The 19115-nt window shown below is 41.1% G+C and carries 20 protein-coding genes; 12 read left to right on the top strand and 8 right to left on the bottom strand.

All coding sequences use genetic code 11. From position 1 onward, the window contains the following. Nucleotide 1 precedes the first annotated feature (1 nt). The gene (recO, locus tag CKV69_RS07010; protein WP_005752341.1) at nucleotides 2-724 is read right to left on the bottom strand and encodes a DNA repair protein RecO; all 723 of its coding nucleotides are present in this window, start codon (nucleotides 722-724) and stop codon (nucleotides 2-4) included. Between the two features lie 179 nt (nucleotides 725-903). Here recO and rsmE point away from each other — a divergent pair, with 179 nt between their 5' ends. From rsmE to ruvX, 3 genes are read left to right on the top strand one after another with little or no spacing between them, the layout of a single operon-like run. Beyond that, nucleotides 904-1638, top strand: a complete 735-nt coding sequence (gene rsmE / locus CKV69_RS07005) for a 16S rRNA (uracil(1498)-N(3))-methyltransferase (protein WP_005724940.1) — start codon at nucleotides 904-906, stop codon at nucleotides 1636-1638. Nucleotides 1639-1650: 12 nt separating this feature from the next. Next, nucleotides 1651-2208, top strand: a complete 558-nt coding sequence (locus tag CKV69_RS07000; RefSeq protein WP_010907391.1) for a YqgE/AlgH family protein — start codon at nucleotides 1651-1653, stop codon at nucleotides 2206-2208. Beyond that, a complete protein-coding gene (gene ruvX / locus CKV69_RS06995; protein ID WP_005755497.1) occupies nucleotides 2208-2630 on the top strand; it encodes a Holliday junction resolvase RuvX in 423 nt (140 codons plus the stop codon). Before CKV69_RS07000 ends, ruvX begins: the two co-directional genes overlap by 1 nt. A gap of 89 nt (nucleotides 2631-2719) precedes the next feature. Here the strand turns inward: ruvX and eno are convergent, their stop codons facing one another. Together eno and pyrG are read right to left on the bottom strand one after the other, a co-directional pair. Next, nucleotides 2720-4021, bottom strand: a complete 1302-nt coding sequence (gene eno, locus CKV69_RS06990) for a phosphopyruvate hydratase (protein WP_014326401.1) — start codon at nucleotides 4019-4021, stop codon at nucleotides 2720-2722. Between the two features lie 320 nt (nucleotides 4022-4341). Further along, nucleotides 4342-5970: a glutamine hydrolyzing CTP synthase gene (gene pyrG / locus CKV69_RS06985; RefSeq protein WP_014326400.1), complete on the bottom strand. Its 1629-nt coding sequence runs from the start codon at nucleotides 5968-5970 to the stop codon at nucleotides 4342-4344. Between the two features lie 299 nt (nucleotides 5971-6269). On the opposite strand from pyrG, the gene brnQ reads away from it, so the two are divergent. Further along, complete coding sequence (brnQ, locus tag CKV69_RS06980; RefSeq protein WP_014326399.1) at nucleotides 6270-7574, top strand: branched-chain amino acid transport system II carrier protein; 1305 nt, start codon at nucleotides 6270-6272, stop codon at nucleotides 7572-7574. A gap of 61 nt (nucleotides 7575-7635) precedes the next feature. Here brnQ and ygfZ read toward each other — a convergent pair whose 3' ends face one another. Both ygfZ and CKV69_RS06970 read right to left on the bottom strand, forming a co-directional pair. After that, nucleotides 7636-8520 carry a CAF17-like 4Fe-4S cluster assembly/insertion protein YgfZ gene (gene ygfZ, locus CKV69_RS06975; protein WP_005719322.1) on the bottom strand — a complete coding sequence of 295 codons (885 nt, stop codon included), beginning with the start codon at nucleotides 8518-8520 and terminating at the stop codon, nucleotides 7636-7638. Between the two features lie 11 nt (nucleotides 8521-8531). Then, nucleotides 8532-9395, bottom strand: a complete 864-nt coding sequence (locus CKV69_RS06970; RefSeq protein WP_005724953.1) for a YicC/YloC family endoribonuclease — start codon at nucleotides 9393-9395, stop codon at nucleotides 8532-8534. Nucleotides 9396-9530: 135 nt separating this feature from the next. Between CKV69_RS06970 and rph the strand changes: the two genes are divergently transcribed. The 6 genes from rph to yjjG all read left to right on the top strand — a co-directional run bounded on the left by rph (nucleotide 9531) and on the right by yjjG (nucleotide 14079). Further along, complete coding sequence (gene rph / locus CKV69_RS06965; protein WP_005724954.1) at nucleotides 9531-10247, top strand: ribonuclease PH; 717 nt, start codon at nucleotides 9531-9533, stop codon at nucleotides 10245-10247. A 15-nt stretch (nucleotides 10248-10262) separates the two neighbouring features. Then, nucleotides 10263-10907, top strand: a complete 645-nt coding sequence (gene pyrE, locus CKV69_RS06960; protein ID WP_005719325.1) for an orotate phosphoribosyltransferase — start codon at nucleotides 10263-10265, stop codon at nucleotides 10905-10907. A 91-nt stretch (nucleotides 10908-10998) separates the two neighbouring features. Then, nucleotides 10999-11862: a co-chaperone DjlA gene (gene djlA, locus CKV69_RS06955; protein ID WP_005755501.1), complete on the top strand. Its 864-nt coding sequence runs from the start codon at nucleotides 10999-11001 to the stop codon at nucleotides 11860-11862. Next, entirely contained in the window at nucleotides 11862-12479 is a 618-nt protein-coding gene (locus tag CKV69_RS06950) for a DUF2238 domain-containing protein (RefSeq protein WP_005724957.1), read from the top strand. Before djlA ends, CKV69_RS06950 begins: the two co-directional genes overlap by 1 nt. Then, nucleotides 12470-13408: a tRNA dihydrouridine(16) synthase DusC gene (gene dusC / locus CKV69_RS06945; protein WP_014326396.1), complete on the top strand. Its 939-nt coding sequence runs from the start codon at nucleotides 12470-12472 to the stop codon at nucleotides 13406-13408. The genes CKV69_RS06950 and dusC overlap by 10 nt, the downstream gene beginning before the upstream one ends. After that, nucleotides 13408-14079, top strand: coding sequence for a pyrimidine 5'-nucleotidase (yjjG, locus tag CKV69_RS06940; RefSeq protein WP_005752351.1), 672 nt, complete (start codon nucleotides 13408-13410; stop codon nucleotides 14077-14079). Before dusC ends, yjjG begins: the two co-directional genes overlap by 1 nt. 148 nt (nucleotides 14080-14227) lie before the next feature. Here yjjG and CKV69_RS06935 read toward each other — a convergent pair whose 3' ends face one another. The 3 genes from CKV69_RS06935 to CKV69_RS06925 form a co-directional block, all read right to left on the bottom strand. Then, entirely contained in the window at nucleotides 14228-15217 is a 990-nt protein-coding gene (locus tag CKV69_RS06935) for an amidohydrolase family protein (protein ID WP_005719330.1), read from the bottom strand. A 272-nt stretch (nucleotides 15218-15489) separates the two neighbouring features. Then, nucleotides 15490-17229, bottom strand: a complete 1740-nt coding sequence (locus CKV69_RS06930; protein ID WP_014326395.1) for a DUF3413 domain-containing protein — start codon at nucleotides 17227-17229, stop codon at nucleotides 15490-15492. A gap of 1 nt (nucleotide 17230) precedes the next feature. Beyond that, nucleotides 17231-17455: a YejL family protein gene (locus tag CKV69_RS06925; RefSeq protein ID WP_005724962.1), complete on the bottom strand. Its 225-nt coding sequence runs from the start codon at nucleotides 17453-17455 to the stop codon at nucleotides 17231-17233. Between the two features lie 140 nt (nucleotides 17456-17595). Between CKV69_RS06925 and yejK the strand changes: the two genes are divergently transcribed. Together yejK and bamE are read left to right on the top strand one after the other, a co-directional pair. Further along, nucleotides 17596-18612, top strand: coding sequence for a nucleoid-associated protein YejK (yejK, locus tag CKV69_RS06920; RefSeq protein ID WP_010907395.1), 1017 nt, complete (start codon nucleotides 17596-17598; stop codon nucleotides 18610-18612). A gap of 66 nt (nucleotides 18613-18678) precedes the next feature. Then, nucleotides 18679-19092 (top strand): outer membrane protein assembly factor BamE, encoded by a 414-nt coding sequence (gene bamE / locus CKV69_RS06915; RefSeq protein WP_005724967.1) that lies wholly within the window; start codon nucleotides 18679-18681, stop codon nucleotides 19090-19092. Nucleotides 19093-19115: the final 23 nt, after the last annotated feature.

The following is a 19115-nucleotide window of genomic DNA, read 5'->3' as shown; positions in this document are numbered from 1 at the left end:
TTTATTTTTGATACAACATATATTGAGTAAATAATTCTCGGCTTTTTAAGGGCTTATTCCCTAAATACTGTTTAAGCGCGATGCGAGTGAAACGTTTAGCCGCCTGTAAAGTGGCGCTGTCGTGAAATTGTCTTGCGTCAAAAGCCAGTAATTCACGACCATAAAAAGTTAAATTATCCTTAATGAGCGATGCAATAAAGCCTTTTTCTTCACGATAACGATAAGTCATATTTTCATCAACCAGCTCGCCTGAGCCAGCACAATGGCAAAAATCGACGCCGTAGCCTAAAGTTTGTAATAATTGAAATTCAAAGTGACGCAGACTAGGCTCAATCAGATGTTCAGCGCTTGCCAAGCCAGTTAGGCAACGTAAATAGTCTTGGAACAGATGGGGATAACCAGTTTCGGGTTCAAGGACGCGACAGAGCAATTCATTAACATAGAATCCGCTATAAAGTGCGGTCTGTTGTAACGGTAATGCAATGGCAGCAGGTTCTACTTTCGTCAATGTTTTCAATTCACTGCGCCCGCTCCAACGCAATAGCAAAGGGGTAAAAGGCTGTAAGATGCCTTTTAATGCGGAACGTTTTGCTCGCGCACCTTTGGCAAGTACAGTTAGACGCCCTGTTTCTTCGGTGAATAACTCAACTAATAAGCTTGTTTCACTATAGGCTTTGCGATGTAAGACAAAACCCCGTTGCCAATTTTCGATAACTTGCCTCAACTTTTGCTAACTAAATCGCCTGTTATTTTAGCAGATTTTCACTGGATATTTGGGGATTTCTGTTTTTTCTTGCTTAAAATGAAAACAAAATAGCTCATACTTTTGTTTAACCAAGCGCTTGCCTTTCTGTTATGATAGGAATATGACAAATCGCGTAAGATAAAATAATCATTGCAGTTATGAGAATACCTCGAATTTACCACCCAGTCCTATTACAAGGCGTGAAACATTGTGAATTAAGTGAAGATGCGGCTAACCATGTTGGACGTGTGTTACGTATGCAAGCCGGGGATAAACTCGTGCTTTTCGATGGCTCAAATCATGTGTATGACGCGCAGATTACGCAGATCAGCAAAAAACGTGTTGAAGTAGATATTTTGCAACACCAATGGGATGATCGAGAAAGTCCATTAAAAATTCACCTTGGGCAAGTGATTTCACGAGGAGAAAGAATGGAATTCACCATTCAGAAATCCGTTGAATTGGGAGTACATGTGATTACACCTCTTTGGTCAGAGCGTTGTGGGGTGAAGTTAGATGCAGATCGTCTGGAGAAAAAAATCCAGCAATGGCAGAAAATTGCCATTGCCGCCTGTGAACAATGTGGGCGTAATGTGGTGCCAGAAATACGTCCGATGATGAAATTACAAGATTGGTGTGCGGAAAAAGACGGGGCGTTGAAGTTGAATTTACATCCAAGGGCCCAATATTCAATACGTACCCTACCTGACATCCCTGCCGCAGGGGTACGTTTATTAATTGGTTCTGAAGGGGGCTTATCCGCACAAGAGATTGCTCAAACAGAACAACAAGATTTTATTGAAGTATTATTAGGAAAGCGTGTATTGCGTACGGAAACAGCTTCGTTAGCTGCAATTACAGCATTGCAGATCTGTTTCGGTGATTTAGGTTGAGGAAGAGATATGATGGAATTACAAGATCATTTTTTAATTGCGATGCCTCAAATGGAAGATGATTATTTTGCCCATTCGGTGGTTTATATTTGTGAGCACAACGATCAAGGCACAATGGGATTGGTGTTGAATCAACCCACGGATTTAAGTATTGCAGAGTTGTGCGCCAAAATGAATTTTATGATGAAAACTGACCGCACTTATGGCAATGATTTAGTGTTAGCCGGCGGACCGGTGAATATTGAGCGAGGCTTTATTTTACATACTAAAACAGCACAAACATTTAAACATAGCTACAAAGTGACTGATCAGCTCAGTTTGACGACTTCGGCAGATATTATCGATACGTTTGGCACGGCACAAGCACCTGAAAAATATTTGGTGGCGTTAGGTTGTGCAAGTTGGACTGTCAACCAATTAGAAAGCGAGATTGCCAATAATGATTGGTTAGTGGTGCCAGCGAATAATCGTATTTTATTTGATGTGCCTTATGAAGATCGTTGGTTAGAAGCCAATTTATTGTTGGGGATTCAACATCATAATTTTGCACACCAAGCGGGACATTGCTAATGGGGATGACTGTTCTCGCATTTGATTTTGGTACAAAAAGCATTGGTTGTGCGGTAGGGCAAAGTATTACGGGCACGGCTCAGGCATTGCCAGCGTTTAAAGCACAAGATGGCATCCCAAACTGGGATGCGATCGGCAAGTGTTTGGCAGAATGGCAACCAGATCGAGTAGTGGTCGGTTTACCGTTAAATATGGATGGTACCGAGCAAGATCTCACAGTAAGGGCAAGAAAATTTGCTCATCGTTTACATGGGCGTTTTGGCGTGGCAGTTGAATTACAAGATGAACGTTTGACCACGACAGAAGCGCGAGCTGAAATCTTTGGACGTGGTGGTTATAAAGCGTTAAACAAAAGTAAAGTAGATGGGATATCTGCGTGTTTGATTTTAGAAAGTTGGTTTGAAAATCAACAGGTTAAGTAAGAAAAATCATCATTTTCAAGAAATTCATAAAAAAACACCGCACTTGTTAAAAGTGCGGTGCTTTTTTTTTACTATTTTATCTCAGCAAATTATGCTTGACCTTTAACCGCTTTTAAACCTAAGAATGGTGCTTTATCACCTAATGCTTCTTCGATACGGATTAATTGGTTGTATTTCGCGATACGGTCAGAACGGCTCATTGAACCCGTTTTGATTTGACCTGCTGCGGTACCAACGGCTAAATCTGCAATAGTGGCATCTTCTGTTTCACCAGAACGGTGTGAAATCACCGCCGTGTAACCCGCGTCTTTCGCCATTTTGATTGCCGCTAACGTTTCAGTTAATGAACCGATTTGGTTGAATTTGATTAAGATCGAGTTCGCGATACCTTTTTCGATACCTTCTTTTAAGATTTTGGTATTCGTTACGAATAAGTCATCACCAACTAATTGAACTTTGTCGCCTAATACTTTAGTTTGGTAGGCGAAACCTTCCCAGTCTGACTCATCTTGACCATCTTCAATAGACACGATTGGGTATTCTTTGCATAATTCTTCTAAGTAGTGTGTGAACTCTTGAGAAGTGAATGATTTACCTTCACCTTTCATTTCGTACATACCATTTTCTTTGTTATAGAACTCAGATGATGCACAGTCCATCGCTAATGTGACATCTTTACCTAACACATAACCCGCTTTTTCTACGGCTTCTTTGATACAAGCAAGCGCTGCTGCGTTAGATTCTAAGTTAGGTGCAAAACCACCTTCGTCACCGACTGCTGTGCTTAAGCCTTTGCCTTTTAATACTTTCGCAAGGTTGTGGAATACTTCAGCACCGATACGAAGGGCTTCTTTTAAGGTTTTCGCACCCACTGGTTGAATCATAAATTCTTGGATATCAACGTTGTTGTCTGCGTGCTCACCACCGTTGATGATGTTCATCATTGGTAATGGCATAGAGTATTGACCTGGCGTACCGTTAAGTTCTGCAATCCAAGCAAATAATGGCATACTTTTTGCCGCCGCCGCTGCTTTTGCGTTAGCTAAAGAAACCGCTAAAATGGCGTTTGCACCGAATTTAGATTTGTTTTCTGTGCCATCTAAATCGATCATGATTTGGTCGATTTCAGCTTGGTTTGTCGCATCTTTACCAACGAGAGCTTGTGCAATTTCGTTGTTCACTGCAGCAACAGCTTTTAACACACCTTTACCTAAGAAACGTGCTTTGTCACCGTCACGTAATTCTAATGCTTCGCGTGAACCAGTTGATGCGCCTGATGGTGCGGCGGCTAGACCCACGAAGCCACCTTCTAAATGGACTTCTGCTTCAACAGTTGGGTTACCACGAGAATCGATGATTTCACGGCCGATCACTTTAACGATTTTTGCCATTTTTGTTTTCCTCTTTAAATGAAAATTAACCTAAAACGAATGGTTCGTATCTTAAAATAATTCATCTGCTTTGTCTTGTGAAAAATGTCGATTAATTGATTTACATCTAGTTTTTTCTTGGTAAACGAAAGCATCAAAAAGCCCCTCACACGTTTCGCTCGAACTTGCATAGTATTGGCAGTGATGAGGGAGCGAAATAGCAGTCGCTTTTTTGCAAAAATGGAATCAAAAACGGAGAGTGTGAATGGAACAACATGATATTTTTTGACTAAAAAAGCCCTACAAAGTTGTTGTAGGGCTGAGTTTCTTGATAGGTAAAATTATTTCTTTTGATTGTCTTTTGCCGCTTTGACAAAACCAGCAAAGAGTGGGTGCCCATCACGTGGGGTGGAGGTGAATTCTGGGTGGAATTGACACGCCACAAACCAAGGGTGATTTGGTACTTCAATAATTTCCACTAATTTTTTATCTGCGGATAAGCCCGTGACTTTTAAGCCCGCTTTTTCCACTTGTGGACGTAAGACGTTATTGACTTCATAACGATGACGATGACGTTCTTCGATGGTTTCAGCACCATAAAGTTCACGTGCTTTGCTACCTTCCATTAAATGGCATTGTTGTGCACCTAAACGCATGGTGCCACCTAAATCAGAGGCATCGGTACGTGTTTCAATATTCCCTTCGGCGTCTTGCCATTCGGTAATTAAGCCCACGACAGGATAGTCACAAGTGCGGTCAAATTCAGTAGAATTTGCATTAGTTAAACCAGCAACATTGCGAGCATATTCAATATAAGCTACTTGCATCCCTAAGCAGATCCCTAAATAAGGAATGTGATTTTCACGTGCATATTTGGCGGTGAGAATTTTACCTTCTACACCACGATTACCAAATCCACCCGGCACTAAAATACCGTCAACGCCTTCTAACACTTCTGTGCCTTTGGTTTCCACATCTTGTGAATCAATATATTTGATTTGCACGCTAAGACGGTTTTTTAAGCCTGCGTGTTTCAAGGCTTCATTAACCGATTTGTAGGCATCCGGTAATTCAGTGTATTTACCCACCATACCGATCACCACTTCACCTGTTGGATTCGCTTCTTGGTATAACACTTGTTCCCATTCAGACAGATCGGCTTCTGGGCAATCTAAGTGGAAACGTTGACAAATGAAATCATCCAAACCTTGTGATTTTAATAAGGCTGGAATTTGGTAAATCGAGCTGACATCTTTCAGTGAAATGACCGCTCTTTCTGGCACATTACAGAATAATGCGATTTTTGCTCGCTCATTTGGTGGGACCATGCGATCAGAGCGACAAATTAAGACATCAGGTTGAATCCCAATGGATAATAATTCTTTCACTGAATGTTGTGTTGGTTTCGTTTTCACTTCACCTGCCGTTGGAATATAAGGTACGAGGGTTAAGTGCATAAACAAGGTACGTTCACGACCGACTTGCACTGCCAGTTGACGTAAGGCTTCAAGGAAAGGTAAAGATTCAATATCACCTACTGTTCCCCCTACTTCGACAATTGCGACATCATGCCCAGCTGCGCCATCAATGACGCGAGATTTAATTTCGTTTGTGATGTGAGGAATGACTTGAATTGTTGCGCCTAAATAATCACCACGACGCTCTTTGCGTAAGACTTCAGAATAGATTTTACCTGTGGTGAAATTGTTACGTTTGGTCATTTTGGTGCGAATAAAACGCTCATAATGCCCTAAGTCTAAGTCGGTTTCAGCGCCATCTTGGGTGACAAAGACTTCACCATGTTGAGTTGGACTCATGGTGCCCGGGTCCACGTTGATATAAGGATCAAGTTTTAACATGGTGACCTTTAAACCACGTGCTTCTAAAATTGCTGCTAATGATGCTGCAGCAATACCTTTACCCAGGGAAGATACAACACCGCCCGTCACAAAAATATAATTTGTTGCCATATGAAACCTAACTATTGATATGAAAAAATGGATTGAATGAAATTATCAAGACGGGAGAGTAGTTTACAGCAAAGGCGCGTTTAACTCAATCATTGTGCTGTATTTTATCGAAATGTGAAAAATAAGTGTGCATTTTTAACGATTTTTCATTAAATGTGCTGGAATGACGATGATAAACGCAAAATTGGACATAATTTACCTCACTTTTGTAGGTGTTGATGATTTTTTATAGTAGAATGTCGCGTTTTTCTATTTTTAATATCCTAAAAAATTCTGTTTTTTAATATTTGAGGTTTTCTATGAACAAAAACACATTTGTTGTTGGCTTTATGCTATTTGCCATCTTTTTTGGGGCAGGGAATTTAATTTTTCCACCCAAATTAGGTTTTGAAAGTGGCGTCGGTTTTTGGCCAGCTATTCTTGGGTTTGTCACGACAGGCGTTGGTTTGCCTCTTTTAGGGATTTTAGTGGCGACTCGTTATGAAGGTGGCTATAAGAAAGCATTAGAAGATATTCATCCGTGGATTTCTGTGCTCTTGTTAGGTGCGATTTATTTAACGATTGGACCGTTTTTTGCGATTCCACGTACCGCGGCGACAGCTTTTGATATGGCTGTGATTCCTTTTATTGGGAGCAGCGATCCCGTTTCTTTATTTGCTTTTACCTTTGTTTATTTTGCGATCACATTATGGGTCAGTTTAAACCCGACTAAAATGGTGGATCGTATCGGGGCGATTTTAACCCCTGTTCTATTAGTTGCAATTATTGCGTTAGTCGTGCGTATGGCGAGTATTTTAATTAGCGGAGAGTACAATAATACCTCAGCAGGTATGGAAACCCCATTAATTGTTGGCTTTATCGAAGGCTATCAAACCATGGATGTGCTTGCCTCTTTTGCTTTCTCTGTCGTGGTCATGAACGCAATTCGTGCGAAAAGTGACAAAAAAACCAGCTTTATTAAACAAGCCACTGTAGCAAGTCTGATTGCGGCAATTGCTTTAGCCTTTATTTATATTGCGATTGGTTGGATTGGCAACAATATCCCGTTGAGTGCGGAAACTGTTGCAGATGTTGCGAGCAAAGGTCAAAATTTAGGCGTATTTATTTTAAATGATGCGACGACACAATCGTTTGGTGAGTTAGGACGTAGCTTACTGGGCTTAATTGTGACATTAGCTTGTTTAACAACAGCGATTGGTTTAGTGGTGGCAACCTCTTCTTACTTTAACAGTATTTTCCCTGTCATTTCTTATCGTAACTATGCCATTTTATTTACCTTGATTGGATTTGGTTTGGCGAACCAAGGGTTAAATGCCGTGATTAGTAAGTCTGTGCCTGTGTTATTAGTCCTTTATCCAATCTCAATGACAGCGATGTTATTATTGTTAGTTAATTTGGTCATGCCATTACCAAAATTAGCAAAAGGCATCCCATTAGTGTTGGTGGCGATTGTGTCCATCTTATCCGTCATGGGCGCTGAGGTTGTAGCAGGCTTACCATTTAAAGCATACTCAATGGAATGGTTACCGGTGGCATTATTTGGTTGTTTCATCGGCTTAATCATTGTAAAAGCACAAGCGCAAATGAAAGTGAAAGCACATTAAGTTTATTGTGGGTATTAAAAAAGCAGATCATATGATCTGCTTTTTTGTGCCTGAATGTTAACTAACTTAATGTATAAGGCAAAGGAAACCGGGTTAAAGCTGTATGTTCTGATAAACGAAATTGGACGTCTTCTTCAAGCTGATTGTTTAACACCACTTGTAACCATAATGTGCCCTCAAAATTCACTGCGCTAATGATATTACCCGTTTTACGCCAATGGTTTTCCAATTGCATTTCAACTTCACTTTTGATATTTGGCATTTCTTGACTTTGAGCTACAAAAGTAAACATCGCGCGTTTATTCGCACCACGGTATTTTGCTCTGGCGACAATTTCTTGTCCAATATAACAACCTTTTTGGAATGAAATAGCGTGTTCTAAACATTGTAAGTTTAATGCTTGTGGAATAAACTCCGCTTGCGTTTCAGGGCTTAATAAAGGGATGCCATCTTGAATGTCCAATAAATCCCATACCACATGGCTAGCATTGGCTTGCAAATCTAATGCTGTTGGGTGGATTAAAATGACACGTGGTTGTTGACTGGATAAGGTTACACGTATTTGTGCGTCGATTTCATCGCAGGCATTGATGATTTTCTCTCCAGCTAAGCCAATAATTTGCCAATCACATGGGGTAAAAGTCACTTTAGAAAAAACCGCATATTTTTTCAATTGGTCAAGCGCCGTTGGCAACAACCCTTTTTTGACCAATAAGTAGAACGTCTGCGGAGCCGTACGAATTAAGCGAAAAAGCGAATTGATTTTTCCTTTTGCATCACAATGGGCTGCAAGAGTAGATTCTCCTACCGCTAATTTGTTAACGTCACAAGTGAGCTGACCTTGTAAATATTTTTCGGCATCTTCGCCTTGGATTTCAAGTAGCGTGTATTGTTGTAGATCGCAAACCACATGTGCTTGGGTTTCCGTTAATAATGAATAAGTCATGTCCTTTTCCCTTACTCTAAGTTTTGAATTTGCTCACGCATTTGTTCGATAAGGACTTTCAGTTCAACCGCAGAATTGGTGACTTCAGTACTGATAGATTTGGACGCGAGCGTATTTGATTCACGGTTAAGTTCTTGCATCATAAAATCCAATTTTCTGCCAACCGCACCGCCTTTTTGTAAAATGGCTTTGGTTTCTTTGACGTGTAATTGCAGACGATCGAGTTCTTCAGCGACATCAACCCGTTGAGCTAATAACACCATTTCCTGCTCAACACGTTGGGGATCCACTTGTAAATGGATTTCGTCAAAGCGCTGTAATAAACGATCTCGTTGCCATTGTAAAATTTCCGGCATTTTTGACCGCACTTTATTGGCTTCAACTTCAACGGCATCTAAACGTTGTTGAAGGAGTGTGTTGAGTTTTTCGCCCTCTCTTGCTCGCATTGCAATAAACTCGGTTAATAAGCTGTCAAACGCGCTGAGTAATTGTTGGCTAATCAAATCCAGATCTTGTTCTGGTACTTCAACGACGCCCGGATAGCGCAACACGTCATTTAAGTGAATCTCGCCTTCCCCGGCTTGTTGTTTGATCCACTGTAATGACTGTATCACTTGTAATGCAAAGGCTTTGTTTAAATGGATTTCTGTGGCAGCTTGTTTTTTATTATCAATACGCAATGTGCATTCAATTTTGCCACGCGTCAGTTTTTGACGCAGTTTTTCTCGCAAGGTATTTTCTAAACCACGAAATTGCTCAGGCAAGCGGAAAAAGGTTTCTAAATAGCGCTGGTTAACTGAGCGAATTTCCCACACGGCATCACCCCAATCCTGTTTGATTTCGAGGCGTGCAAAAGCGGTCATACTATAAATCATGTGAGTTCCTTAATGTGATAAAAAGAGGTCGTGTTTAACAGAACTATTGTACTGGTAAATTTCGTTTCTGTCAGTTTGCGTGCTAAAATACTGCGAATTTTTTTATCATGAAGAAAGAACAATAAGGAATAAACTATGCGTCCAAATGAACGTGCAAATAATCAGCCCCGCCCGATCAAAATTACTCGTCATTATACAAAACATGCGGAAGGCTCAGTGTTGGTTGAGTTTGGAGACACGAAAGTACTCTGTACAGCGACGGTGGAAGAGTCGGTGCCTCGCTTTTTGAAAGGTCAAAATCAAGGGTGGGTAACGGCGGAATATGGGATGTTGCCACGTTCAACTCATAGCCGTATGCAACGTGAGGCGGCAAAGGGTAAACAAGGCGGACGCACACTTGAAATTCAGCGTTTAATTGCGCGCTCATTGCGGGCAATGGTCGATTTAGAAGCCTTAGGCGAACGCTCGATTACATTGGATTGTGATGTGATTCAAGCAGATGGGGGAACACGCACAGCATCGATTACTGGTGCTTGCGTAGCCTTATGTGATGCGATTCATGGTTTAGTGGAAAATGGCACCTTAAAAGTAAATCCTATTAAAAGTTTAGTGGCGGCGATTTCCGTCGGGATTGTTGAGGGCGTGCCGGTTTGTGATTTGGAATATGTCGAAGATTCTGCGGCAGAAACGGATATGAATGTCGTGATGATGGAAGATGGGCGAATGATTGAAGTACAGGGGACAGCAGAAGGAGAACCATTCAGTCATGAAGAATTATTGACTTTGTTAGCCTTAGCTAAAGAAGGTTGTCAGCTTATTTTCGATGTGCAACGTCAGGCGCTAGCCAAGTAGGAAGGAGAGCGGATCATGGAAGCCTATAAATCGGAATTTATTCAATTTGCCCTGAGCCGTCAGGTGTTAAAATTTGGTGAATTCACCCTGAAATCCGGTCGTATCAGCCCGTACTTTTTTAATGCAGGGTTATTTAATACGGGAGCAGATCTCGCTCGTTTAGGGGAATTCTATGCCAAAGCGATTCAAGCCAGTGGTGTTGAATATGATGTGATTTTTGGTCCGGCTTATAAAGGGCTGCCGATTGCCACGACGGTTTCTGTGGCATTATTTAATCATTTTCAAATTGATAAACCCGTTTGCTTTAACCGTAAAGAAGCCAAAGATCACGGTGAAGGGGGGCAGCTCATTGGCTATGGTTTAAGTGGAAAAATTTTATTGGTCGATGATGTGATTACTGCGGGGACCGCCATTCGTGAATCCATGACCTTAATTGCACAAAATCAAGCGGAACTCAGTGCCGTGATGATCGCGTTAAATCGTCAAGAAAAAGGCAAAGGTGAATTGTCTGCGATTCAAGAAGTGGAACGTGATTATCAATGCCAAGTGTTGTCGATTGTGAATTTTGATGATTTGATGACTTTCATTGAGCAAGCACCAGAATATCAACAATATTTACCAGCAATGCGTGCTTATCGTGAGCAATATGGCGTGAAGTAAGATAAAAGTGCGGTGGGTTTTAAGAAAATATTCAGAATAGGACGATATTGTATAATGAACAACCGCACTTTGGCGCTTTCGGAGGGGAAGAATGAATTTTATTGGTAAGTTTTTAGGCTTGATTATTGGTTGGAAGTTAGGTGGCTTTTTTGGCGCGATTTGTGGTGTGATTTTAGGGCACCTTGGTGATAAAAAGCTGTATGAATTAGGGACGGTCAATTCCAGTTTCTTTAAAAGTAAAATCACCCGTCAATCGCTATTTATGCAAACCACTTTTGCGGTGCTTGGACATTTAAGCAAAGCGAAAGGGCGAGTCACTGAAGATGATATTCAATTAGCCAGTCATTTAATGCAACAAATGCAGTTAGATGACGCCAATCGCCGTTTGGCACAAGAAGCCTTTACACGCGGTAAGGCAGCGGATTTCCCTTTGCGCCAAGTGATTCGCGAGTTTCGTTTAGGCTGTGGACAACGCGCTGATTTGTTACGGATGTTTTTACATGTTCAAGTTCAAGCGGCTTTCGCCGATGCTCAACTCGATCAAAGCGAAAAAGACGTACTGTATATTGTGGGAGAAGAATTAGGACTTTCTCGTTTTCAATTTGAACAAATGTTAGCGATGGAATTTGCAGCACGCCAGTTTTCTCGTGCAGGTTACCAACAGCAAAATCGTTATCAACGTGATTATGGCTATCAACAGCATCAGCAACAATATGGTGGTTATCAACAACAGTCAGGTCCAACAGTTGACGACGCGTATAAGGTGCTCGGTGTATCTGCTACGGATGATCAACAAACCGTGAAGCGGGCTTATCGCCGTCTGATGAATGAAAATCATCCTGATAAATTAGTGGCGAAAGGCTTACCAAAAGAAATGTTAGAGATGGCAAAAGAGAAAACGCAGCAAATTCAATCTGCGTATGATTTAATTTGTAAAACCAAAGGGTGGAAATAATGTCCTTGACCACCAAACAGGTATTTCCTTGGCTGTTAGCACTCGTTGTGCTTGTCATCGCGATTTGGTCGAGCATTGAACCTGTTTCTCGGGCGGTGTGGTATGCTGAAGTATTACCCATTTTTTTGGTCTTTTTGGCTTTAGTCGTGAGCTATTCTCGTTTTCAGTTCAGCAACCTTGCATATTTCTTAATGAGCTTATGGATGGTTTTACATCTTATTGGTGCTCACTATACGTTTGAACAGGTGCCTTTTGAGTGGGCAAATCGACTACTCGCCCCTTGGTTAGGCGAAGGACGTAATCATTTTGATCGCGTAGCACATTATGTTATTGGTTTTTACAGTTTTCCTATGGCGGAATGGTTGTTACGACGTCGATTATGTGGTCCGATCTTAGCGGGCTTTTTTGCCCTATTTTTTATTATGAGTATTGCGGCGGGCTATGAGTTGATTGAGTGGCAATATGCGGTGATTGCTGGTGGTGAAGAGGGAATTGCCTTTTTAGGATCGCAGGGCGATCAGTGGGATGCGCAAAAAGATATTTTGGCAGATACATTCGGGGCGTTAAGCGCGTTGGCATTGTTTTATCTCGTGAGAACGGATAAAACATGCGCGTAATTCTTGCTCCGATGCAAGGGGTATTAGACCCCTTTGTTCGTCAACTTCTCACACAGGTCAATCAGTATGATTTGTGTGTTTCTGAATTTGTGCGGGTGGTCGATCAACTTCTTCCCACGAAAGTATTCTATCGTCTGTGCCCTGAATTATATCAACAAGGATTGACCGCTTCGGGAACGCCAGTGCGTGTGCAACTATTGGGGCAACATCCTCAATGGTTAGCGGAAAATGCGCAGCGCGCGATTGAATTAGGTTCGCATGGTATTGATCTCAATTGTGGTTGTCCGTCAAAAACGGTGAATGGCAGCAATGGCGGCGCGTCTCTCTTAAAACAACCCGAACTGATTTATCACGCCACCAAAGCCCTACGTGCTGCAGTACCGAAGGACTTGCCAGTTAGTGTAAAAGTGCGTTTAGGTTGGGATAATTCAGAACAAGCGTTTGAGATCGCTGATGCGGTACAACAAGGTGGTGCGACAGAGATTACTATCCATGGACGAACCAAAATGGATGGTTATCGTGCTGATCGGATTAATTGGGCAAAAATTAATGACGTACGTCAAGGCTTATCTATTCCAGTGATTGCCAATGGTGAGATCTGGGACTGGCAATCAGGGCAAGCCTGTTTAGCTGAAACGGGGTGCCAAGATTTGATGATTGGGCGCGGCGCTTTGAATATTCCGAATTTAAGCCAAGTGGTGAAATTCAATCAAGCAAAAATGCCGTGGGCTGAGGTGCTTATCCTGTTACATCAATATGCGCATACGGAAAACCAATTTGATACGGGGTTTTATCATGTCGCGCGTATAAAACAATGGCTAGGTTATCTTAAAAAAGCATACCCACAAGCCGATGCGCTCTTTCAGCTCATTAAAACCTGTCATGATGGACAGGCGTTACGCATGAAAATAGACGGAGTTATGAACTAATGAAATATCAATGGATTTTTTTTGATGCAGATGAAACCTTGTTTTCATTTGATGCTTTTGCAGGATTGCAGAAATTGTTTTCAGATTATGGTGTTGATTTTCAACAAAGTGATTTTACAGAATTTCAACGTGTGAATAAGCCACTTTGGGTACAATATCAACAGGCTGAAATTAGCGCAGAACAATTACAGGTCACCCGTTTTGCTAGTTGGGCGAAGCGTTTAAATAAAAATCCAGTAGAGCTGAACGATCATTACTTAATCGCAATGGCAGACATTTGTAAACCGTTGGAAAACGTAGTGGAAACCTTAACCGTGTTAAAAGAACAAGTGAATTTAGGCATCATCACCAATGGGTTTACGACATTACAGAAATTGCGTTTAGAAAAAACAGGCTTAAGTGATTGGTTTCAATTTGTCACCATTTCGGAAGAAGTGGGGATCGCAAAACCGGATCCTCGGATTTTTGAACACAGTTTAGCCTTAGCAAAAGTGACAGATCGTCGCCAAGTGTTAATGGTGGGGGATAATTTAGATTCGGATATTTTAGGCGGGCATAATGCGAATTTAGATACCTGTTGGTTGCATTATGATCGTGAAAATCACAGTGATATTCAGCCAACGTACAGTATTGATCGTTTTGATCAATTATTGGAAATTGTGTCAGCCTAGTGTTGAGTGTATTGTTATCCAAAAATTTTTAAAAAAATAACCGCACTTTTTGCAAGAGCATGCTTTGATGGCGAAGTCTAAAAGTGCGGTGTGTTTTATCAATATTGACATGTCAAAAGCGGATCTTTTGTTCGCTTTTTGTTGAGGATTATACTTCTAAACCAAGTACTTTCCTGCCATTGATACTCGCAATATTCACCATCGCCTCTAAGTCAGGGAAGCGACAACCCGCGGCTAATAAACTGAGTTCTTGCCACATATCCCCTTCACATAATGGCACCATGTAATCGCAGATATTATCGGTACCAATCGCGACAGTAATACCTTCAGGAATCATTTCATCGGCAGGGGTGAGGGCGTTGTGGAATGGCATTAAATCTTCTTTACGATTACTGTCAATCCACGCCATTGGGCAGGCAATCATCATCATTTGTGCTTGGCGCATTTTTTCGTATAAACGGTAGCGGTAATCTTTTGAATGGGCACCGATAGAAATACCATGGATAGCAACAACACGCCCCTGCATGCCATGTTCAATGGTTTTATCACAGAGCTGTTCGGTTTCTTTTTCTTTTGGGGTATTAAATTGATCCACGTGTACATGACACATAATGCCACGCGATTTGGCGGTATCCAATAAGATATCCATTGCTTCTAAGCCACGACCATAATCCAGTTCATCGCGATACGGTAAACCACCAATCATATCCACCATTTCTGAACCAATATCGAACCATTTTCGTGCGGTGGGCTCAATTACACCTTTTAACGTTTGGTTAGCAAATTTTAACGTGATATCGTGTTTGTACACTTCTCGTGCTTTGTGTGCCGCAATAATTGCACGGTCTTCACAGATCGGATCGATATCTACAAAAGTGCCGAAAGCAGTGACACCTTGCGAAATCATTAATTCAATGGACTGGCAAAAACGCGCATAATAGTCATCTACACTGGACGTTCGCTTGACTTCATCCACTAAATCCCATTTTTGTTGCAGATTACTTGTATGGTAAATGCTGATTTTTTCCGGGGTCATGGTAAAGGCGCGATCGGCATGCGCATGTGCATTGACCCAACCGCCTTTTTTAATGATTTCATCTCGAATATAGGTTTTAAAACTACGAACGTGGTTTTTCATAATCGCTCCGTGAGGACGTAAAAGTGAGAGGTAAGTGAGGAAGGCGAGACATAAAAAAATCCCCAATAAATGAGGATCGGTTATTCATTAAAAACAGATATGGGCTCAATGCGTTAAGACGATTGATGAGGGGGGTAACAATGTTATGAAAAATTCTCTGATTTTTAATTAATAACATTATGTTTCTATCCTAAAAAATTGCTGGCTAGTATAAAGGCTTCAACCTAAAAAATATAATTGGTTTTGGCTATTGGTTTTAGTGCAATTTTTCGTTATTTTTCAATAAATGAACGTTCTTGATTAAAGACCTCTAAGAACAAGCCAAGTGGCGGTTGATCAGAGGATTCTTTTTGATTCTCTTGATTGTATTTCTGATAAGTCCCGCGCTTATCGATATGGTACTGTGTCCCATCAGGCGTAATGATGACATTCCAGCGATAGTTCGATACTAACACCCAATCAGCAGGCTGTGTCAGTTGGAATAAATCGCGACCTTGGGAGTAGTCAGAAATCGGATTTTGTGCATGAAAAATATGTTTCATCACTGCGGGTAGTAAATCCATGTGACTGGTTAGGTTACTGACTTTTCCCGCAGGTAAATCTTTCCAATGAATAACCATTGGTACTTGAATTTCATCACGCCCAAAGTAATGCAATAAGGCTTTGGCGTTTAGCGGTTTGAAGTGATAGCCATGTTCCGCGGTAATTACCACTAATGTCTTATTTAATTCAATTTCAGGCAAAATCGTCCCTAATAGCCGATCAATTTCAGCCAGTTCCAACTGATAGTCCGCTTTCGCCAAGTTTGGACGGATATTTAAACTTAAATAAGCTGCAAAGGGGGTATTTTTGTCTTTAATTTGTGCAAACCAAGTTTTAAAGCGCGCGGTTTCCAATTGGTTACTGGTGTTTCGTGTGGCAAGGCTGAGCGTCGGGAACAGCGCTTGGCGGAATAGGCTAGAGTGAAATTGCGTGCTGGAAAACAAACCCAGTTCGTAGTGTTCTTGTTTGAGTTTTTCCACCAAAATCGAAGCAGTTTTATTACTTAATAAGCTGTCCACATAATGTGCACTTAAGCCATAAAAGAGTCCAGTTAAGCCAGTGTTATTATCATTGCCACTACTATAATGATTCGTAAATTGCGTCGATTGGTTAGCAAAAGCGGTTAAGTGCGGCATATGTTTTTCATCAATGGCATCGTGACGTAAACCCGATACAGTAATCAGTACCATATTAGGTGTTTGGCTTGTCGCAAAGGTGAGCTTTTGTTTTGGGTAATTGATTTTTAACGCATCTAGGCGCCCTTGTTGCTCAATAATTTGATCATATTCTTGTTTATCTAAGAAACCATGTTTTTCTAAGAAGGAACGCGCCGTCATTGGATAAGACAGTGGGAAGTTAGAGCGTTGCATTGTAATCGGGCGGTAAATAAACGCGTCTGCCCAAGCATAAATTAAATGCGTTGCAATGAAAGTACAGACAAAGAAAACACCCACACCTTTGAGCCATTTTTGACGTTCTAAGCTACGTAATTTTTGCCATGACCAGCGTGAAAACACCATTTGTACTAATAAAATCAGTGGCATTGGGGCAAAGAAAATTTGCCAAGTCCGTGACAACTCACCATTCTCAGGATTGACCAATAAATTCCAAACAACGGTAGATAAGTGCAAGTTGAAGCGAGAAAACACTTCGCTATCGACCAGTAAGAGTGTGGCACCAATTGTGGTGAGGATGACGGTGATGCCACGAAAAGTGCGGTCATTTTTGATGAGAAAACTCAACGGAAAAATAAACAGCAGATAAAGTGCAAAGACAACAAAGCTGAAGTGACCGAGAAGGCTAATGAAAAAATACAGTTTACCAAAGAGCGTATCGGGCCAATCCATAATAAAGGCATAGCGCGCGCCAAGGATAATCGCCCATAAAATATTAAAAAACGCAAACCAGTGCCCCCACGAAATTTTGCGTGAGGTTTCTTCTCGATATTGTTTGCTTGTCTTTATCCACATCTTACGATTTTTGCTTGTTAACGGAGTTTAATAACGCCTCTGAAAAGGCATTCGCCAAGGCAATACGCTGATTGGTTCCGACGCTACTGACCAATAAATTGGTGACCATATTGCCGAGCACAACCAATGATAAGTCAACTGGTGCTTGGTGTTTTTCTAATACAGCGATCATGTCATTTAAGATCGCATCGACTTGTTTATCTTGATATTTTGAGTTTTTTGCCATGGTTATTGAGATAGGGAAATGAACATTTGTGCTATATCATAACCGATAATTTTGGATATCCCAGCATTTTTTCTTATTTATCATTAAAAAAGTAGGGGTATAATGGAGCACATTTTTTTAAATAAAATAACGGATTAAACATGAGTATCAATGTGAATGAGATTGTCCTTCATCAAATTACGAAATCGATTGAAGGCGATGCGATGAAATTAAACACGATGTTGCGTGAGCGTTTGCTGACGATTACCCCAGAAGTTGAGCAAATGATGTTGCAATTACATCAAGCTTATCAAAATAAGAGTAAAGCCTATGCCGTGTTTAACGAAAACTCCCTTTTTGCACAAGATTTAAACCGTTTTTTAGAGCACGAAAGTGAATTCCTCGATTTTAGCCAAAAAGCGACCGCACTTTTAGTTAATGAACTAAGCCGATATCCTTTTGCCGACGAAGGTACTTTAGTGCTATGTCGTTATAACTTTCTTGCTACTGACTATTTATTTATTGCATTACTAGACAGTCGTGCCAGTATGTTAGTGGATGAACAGTTAGAGATTCATCGCACCAAATATTTGGAGATCAGTCAGTTTGATATTGCAGCACGTCTGAATTTGACGGAATTAAGTTTAGATGCTAAATCGGATCGGTATTTAACCTTCGTGAAGGGGCGTGTTGGGCGTAAAATTGGGGATTTCTTCATGGATTTTTTAGGGGCAGAGGAAGGGCTCAATCCACAAGTCCAAAATCAATGCTTATTGCAAGCGGTCAGTGATTATTGTGCGCAAGCCGATTTAAGCAAAGAACAATCACAAGCCGTGAAAAAACAAGTGTTTGAATACTGTAAAGGACAAATGAATGTAGGGGAAGAAATTGCATTAACGGAACTTTCTGCCACGATGCCAACTCTAAACGAGCAGGCGTTTGCGAGCTTCGCAGCAGAACAAGCGTATGGGTTAGCAGAACATATTCCTCCTGTACGTTCAGCATTAAAAACCTTAACCAAGTTTTCGGGTTCAGGGAAAGGTATCACCTTGAGCTTTGATGCGGAGCTCATCAATCAACGCGTTTTTTGGGATGAAGCGACGGATAGCTTAACCATTCAGGGATTGCCACCTAACTTGCGTGATCAATTACAACGACAATTGAAAGGTCAGAATTGATTTGGCAATCGGGCAAAGTTTCTGTATCATCATCAATCATTTGCAGTGTATAAAAAGGTAAAAATTATGCAATTAAAATCCATGATCAGTGCCATTGTTCTTGCTTTAAGTGTAACCGCTTGTTCAACTGTAGATAAGCTTGTGTATCGTATTGATGTCCCGCAAGGCAACTATCTTGAAGCAGCGACAGTTAAGCAATTACAAGTTGGTATGAATGCGGCGCAAGTCCAATATTTACTTGGCACTCCGGTATTAGTTGAACCTTTTGATCAAAGCAAATGGTATTATGTGTTCTTACAACAAAAAGCCTATCAAAAACCAGAACAACATACGTTAGTCGTCAATTTTGATCAGCGCGGCATTGTCACCAGTTTTGACCTAGATAAACCTTTACCAGATGAAAGTAAGCCTGCAATTAACAATGCAGTGATTCATGCGGAGAAGAGTGCCTCAAAAAGCTGGTGGAAATTTTGGCAATAGCAAATAATTTGTCGCGCTGTTGT

Origin of the sequence: Pasteurella multocida (genome assembly GCF_900187275.1) — a bacterium.
Lineage (GTDB): Bacteria > Pseudomonadota > Gammaproteobacteria > Enterobacterales > Pasteurellaceae > Pasteurella > Pasteurella multocida.
The sequence above is the reverse complement of the archived record's forward strand: the minus strand, read 5'-3'. Positions and strand labels throughout refer to the sequence as shown.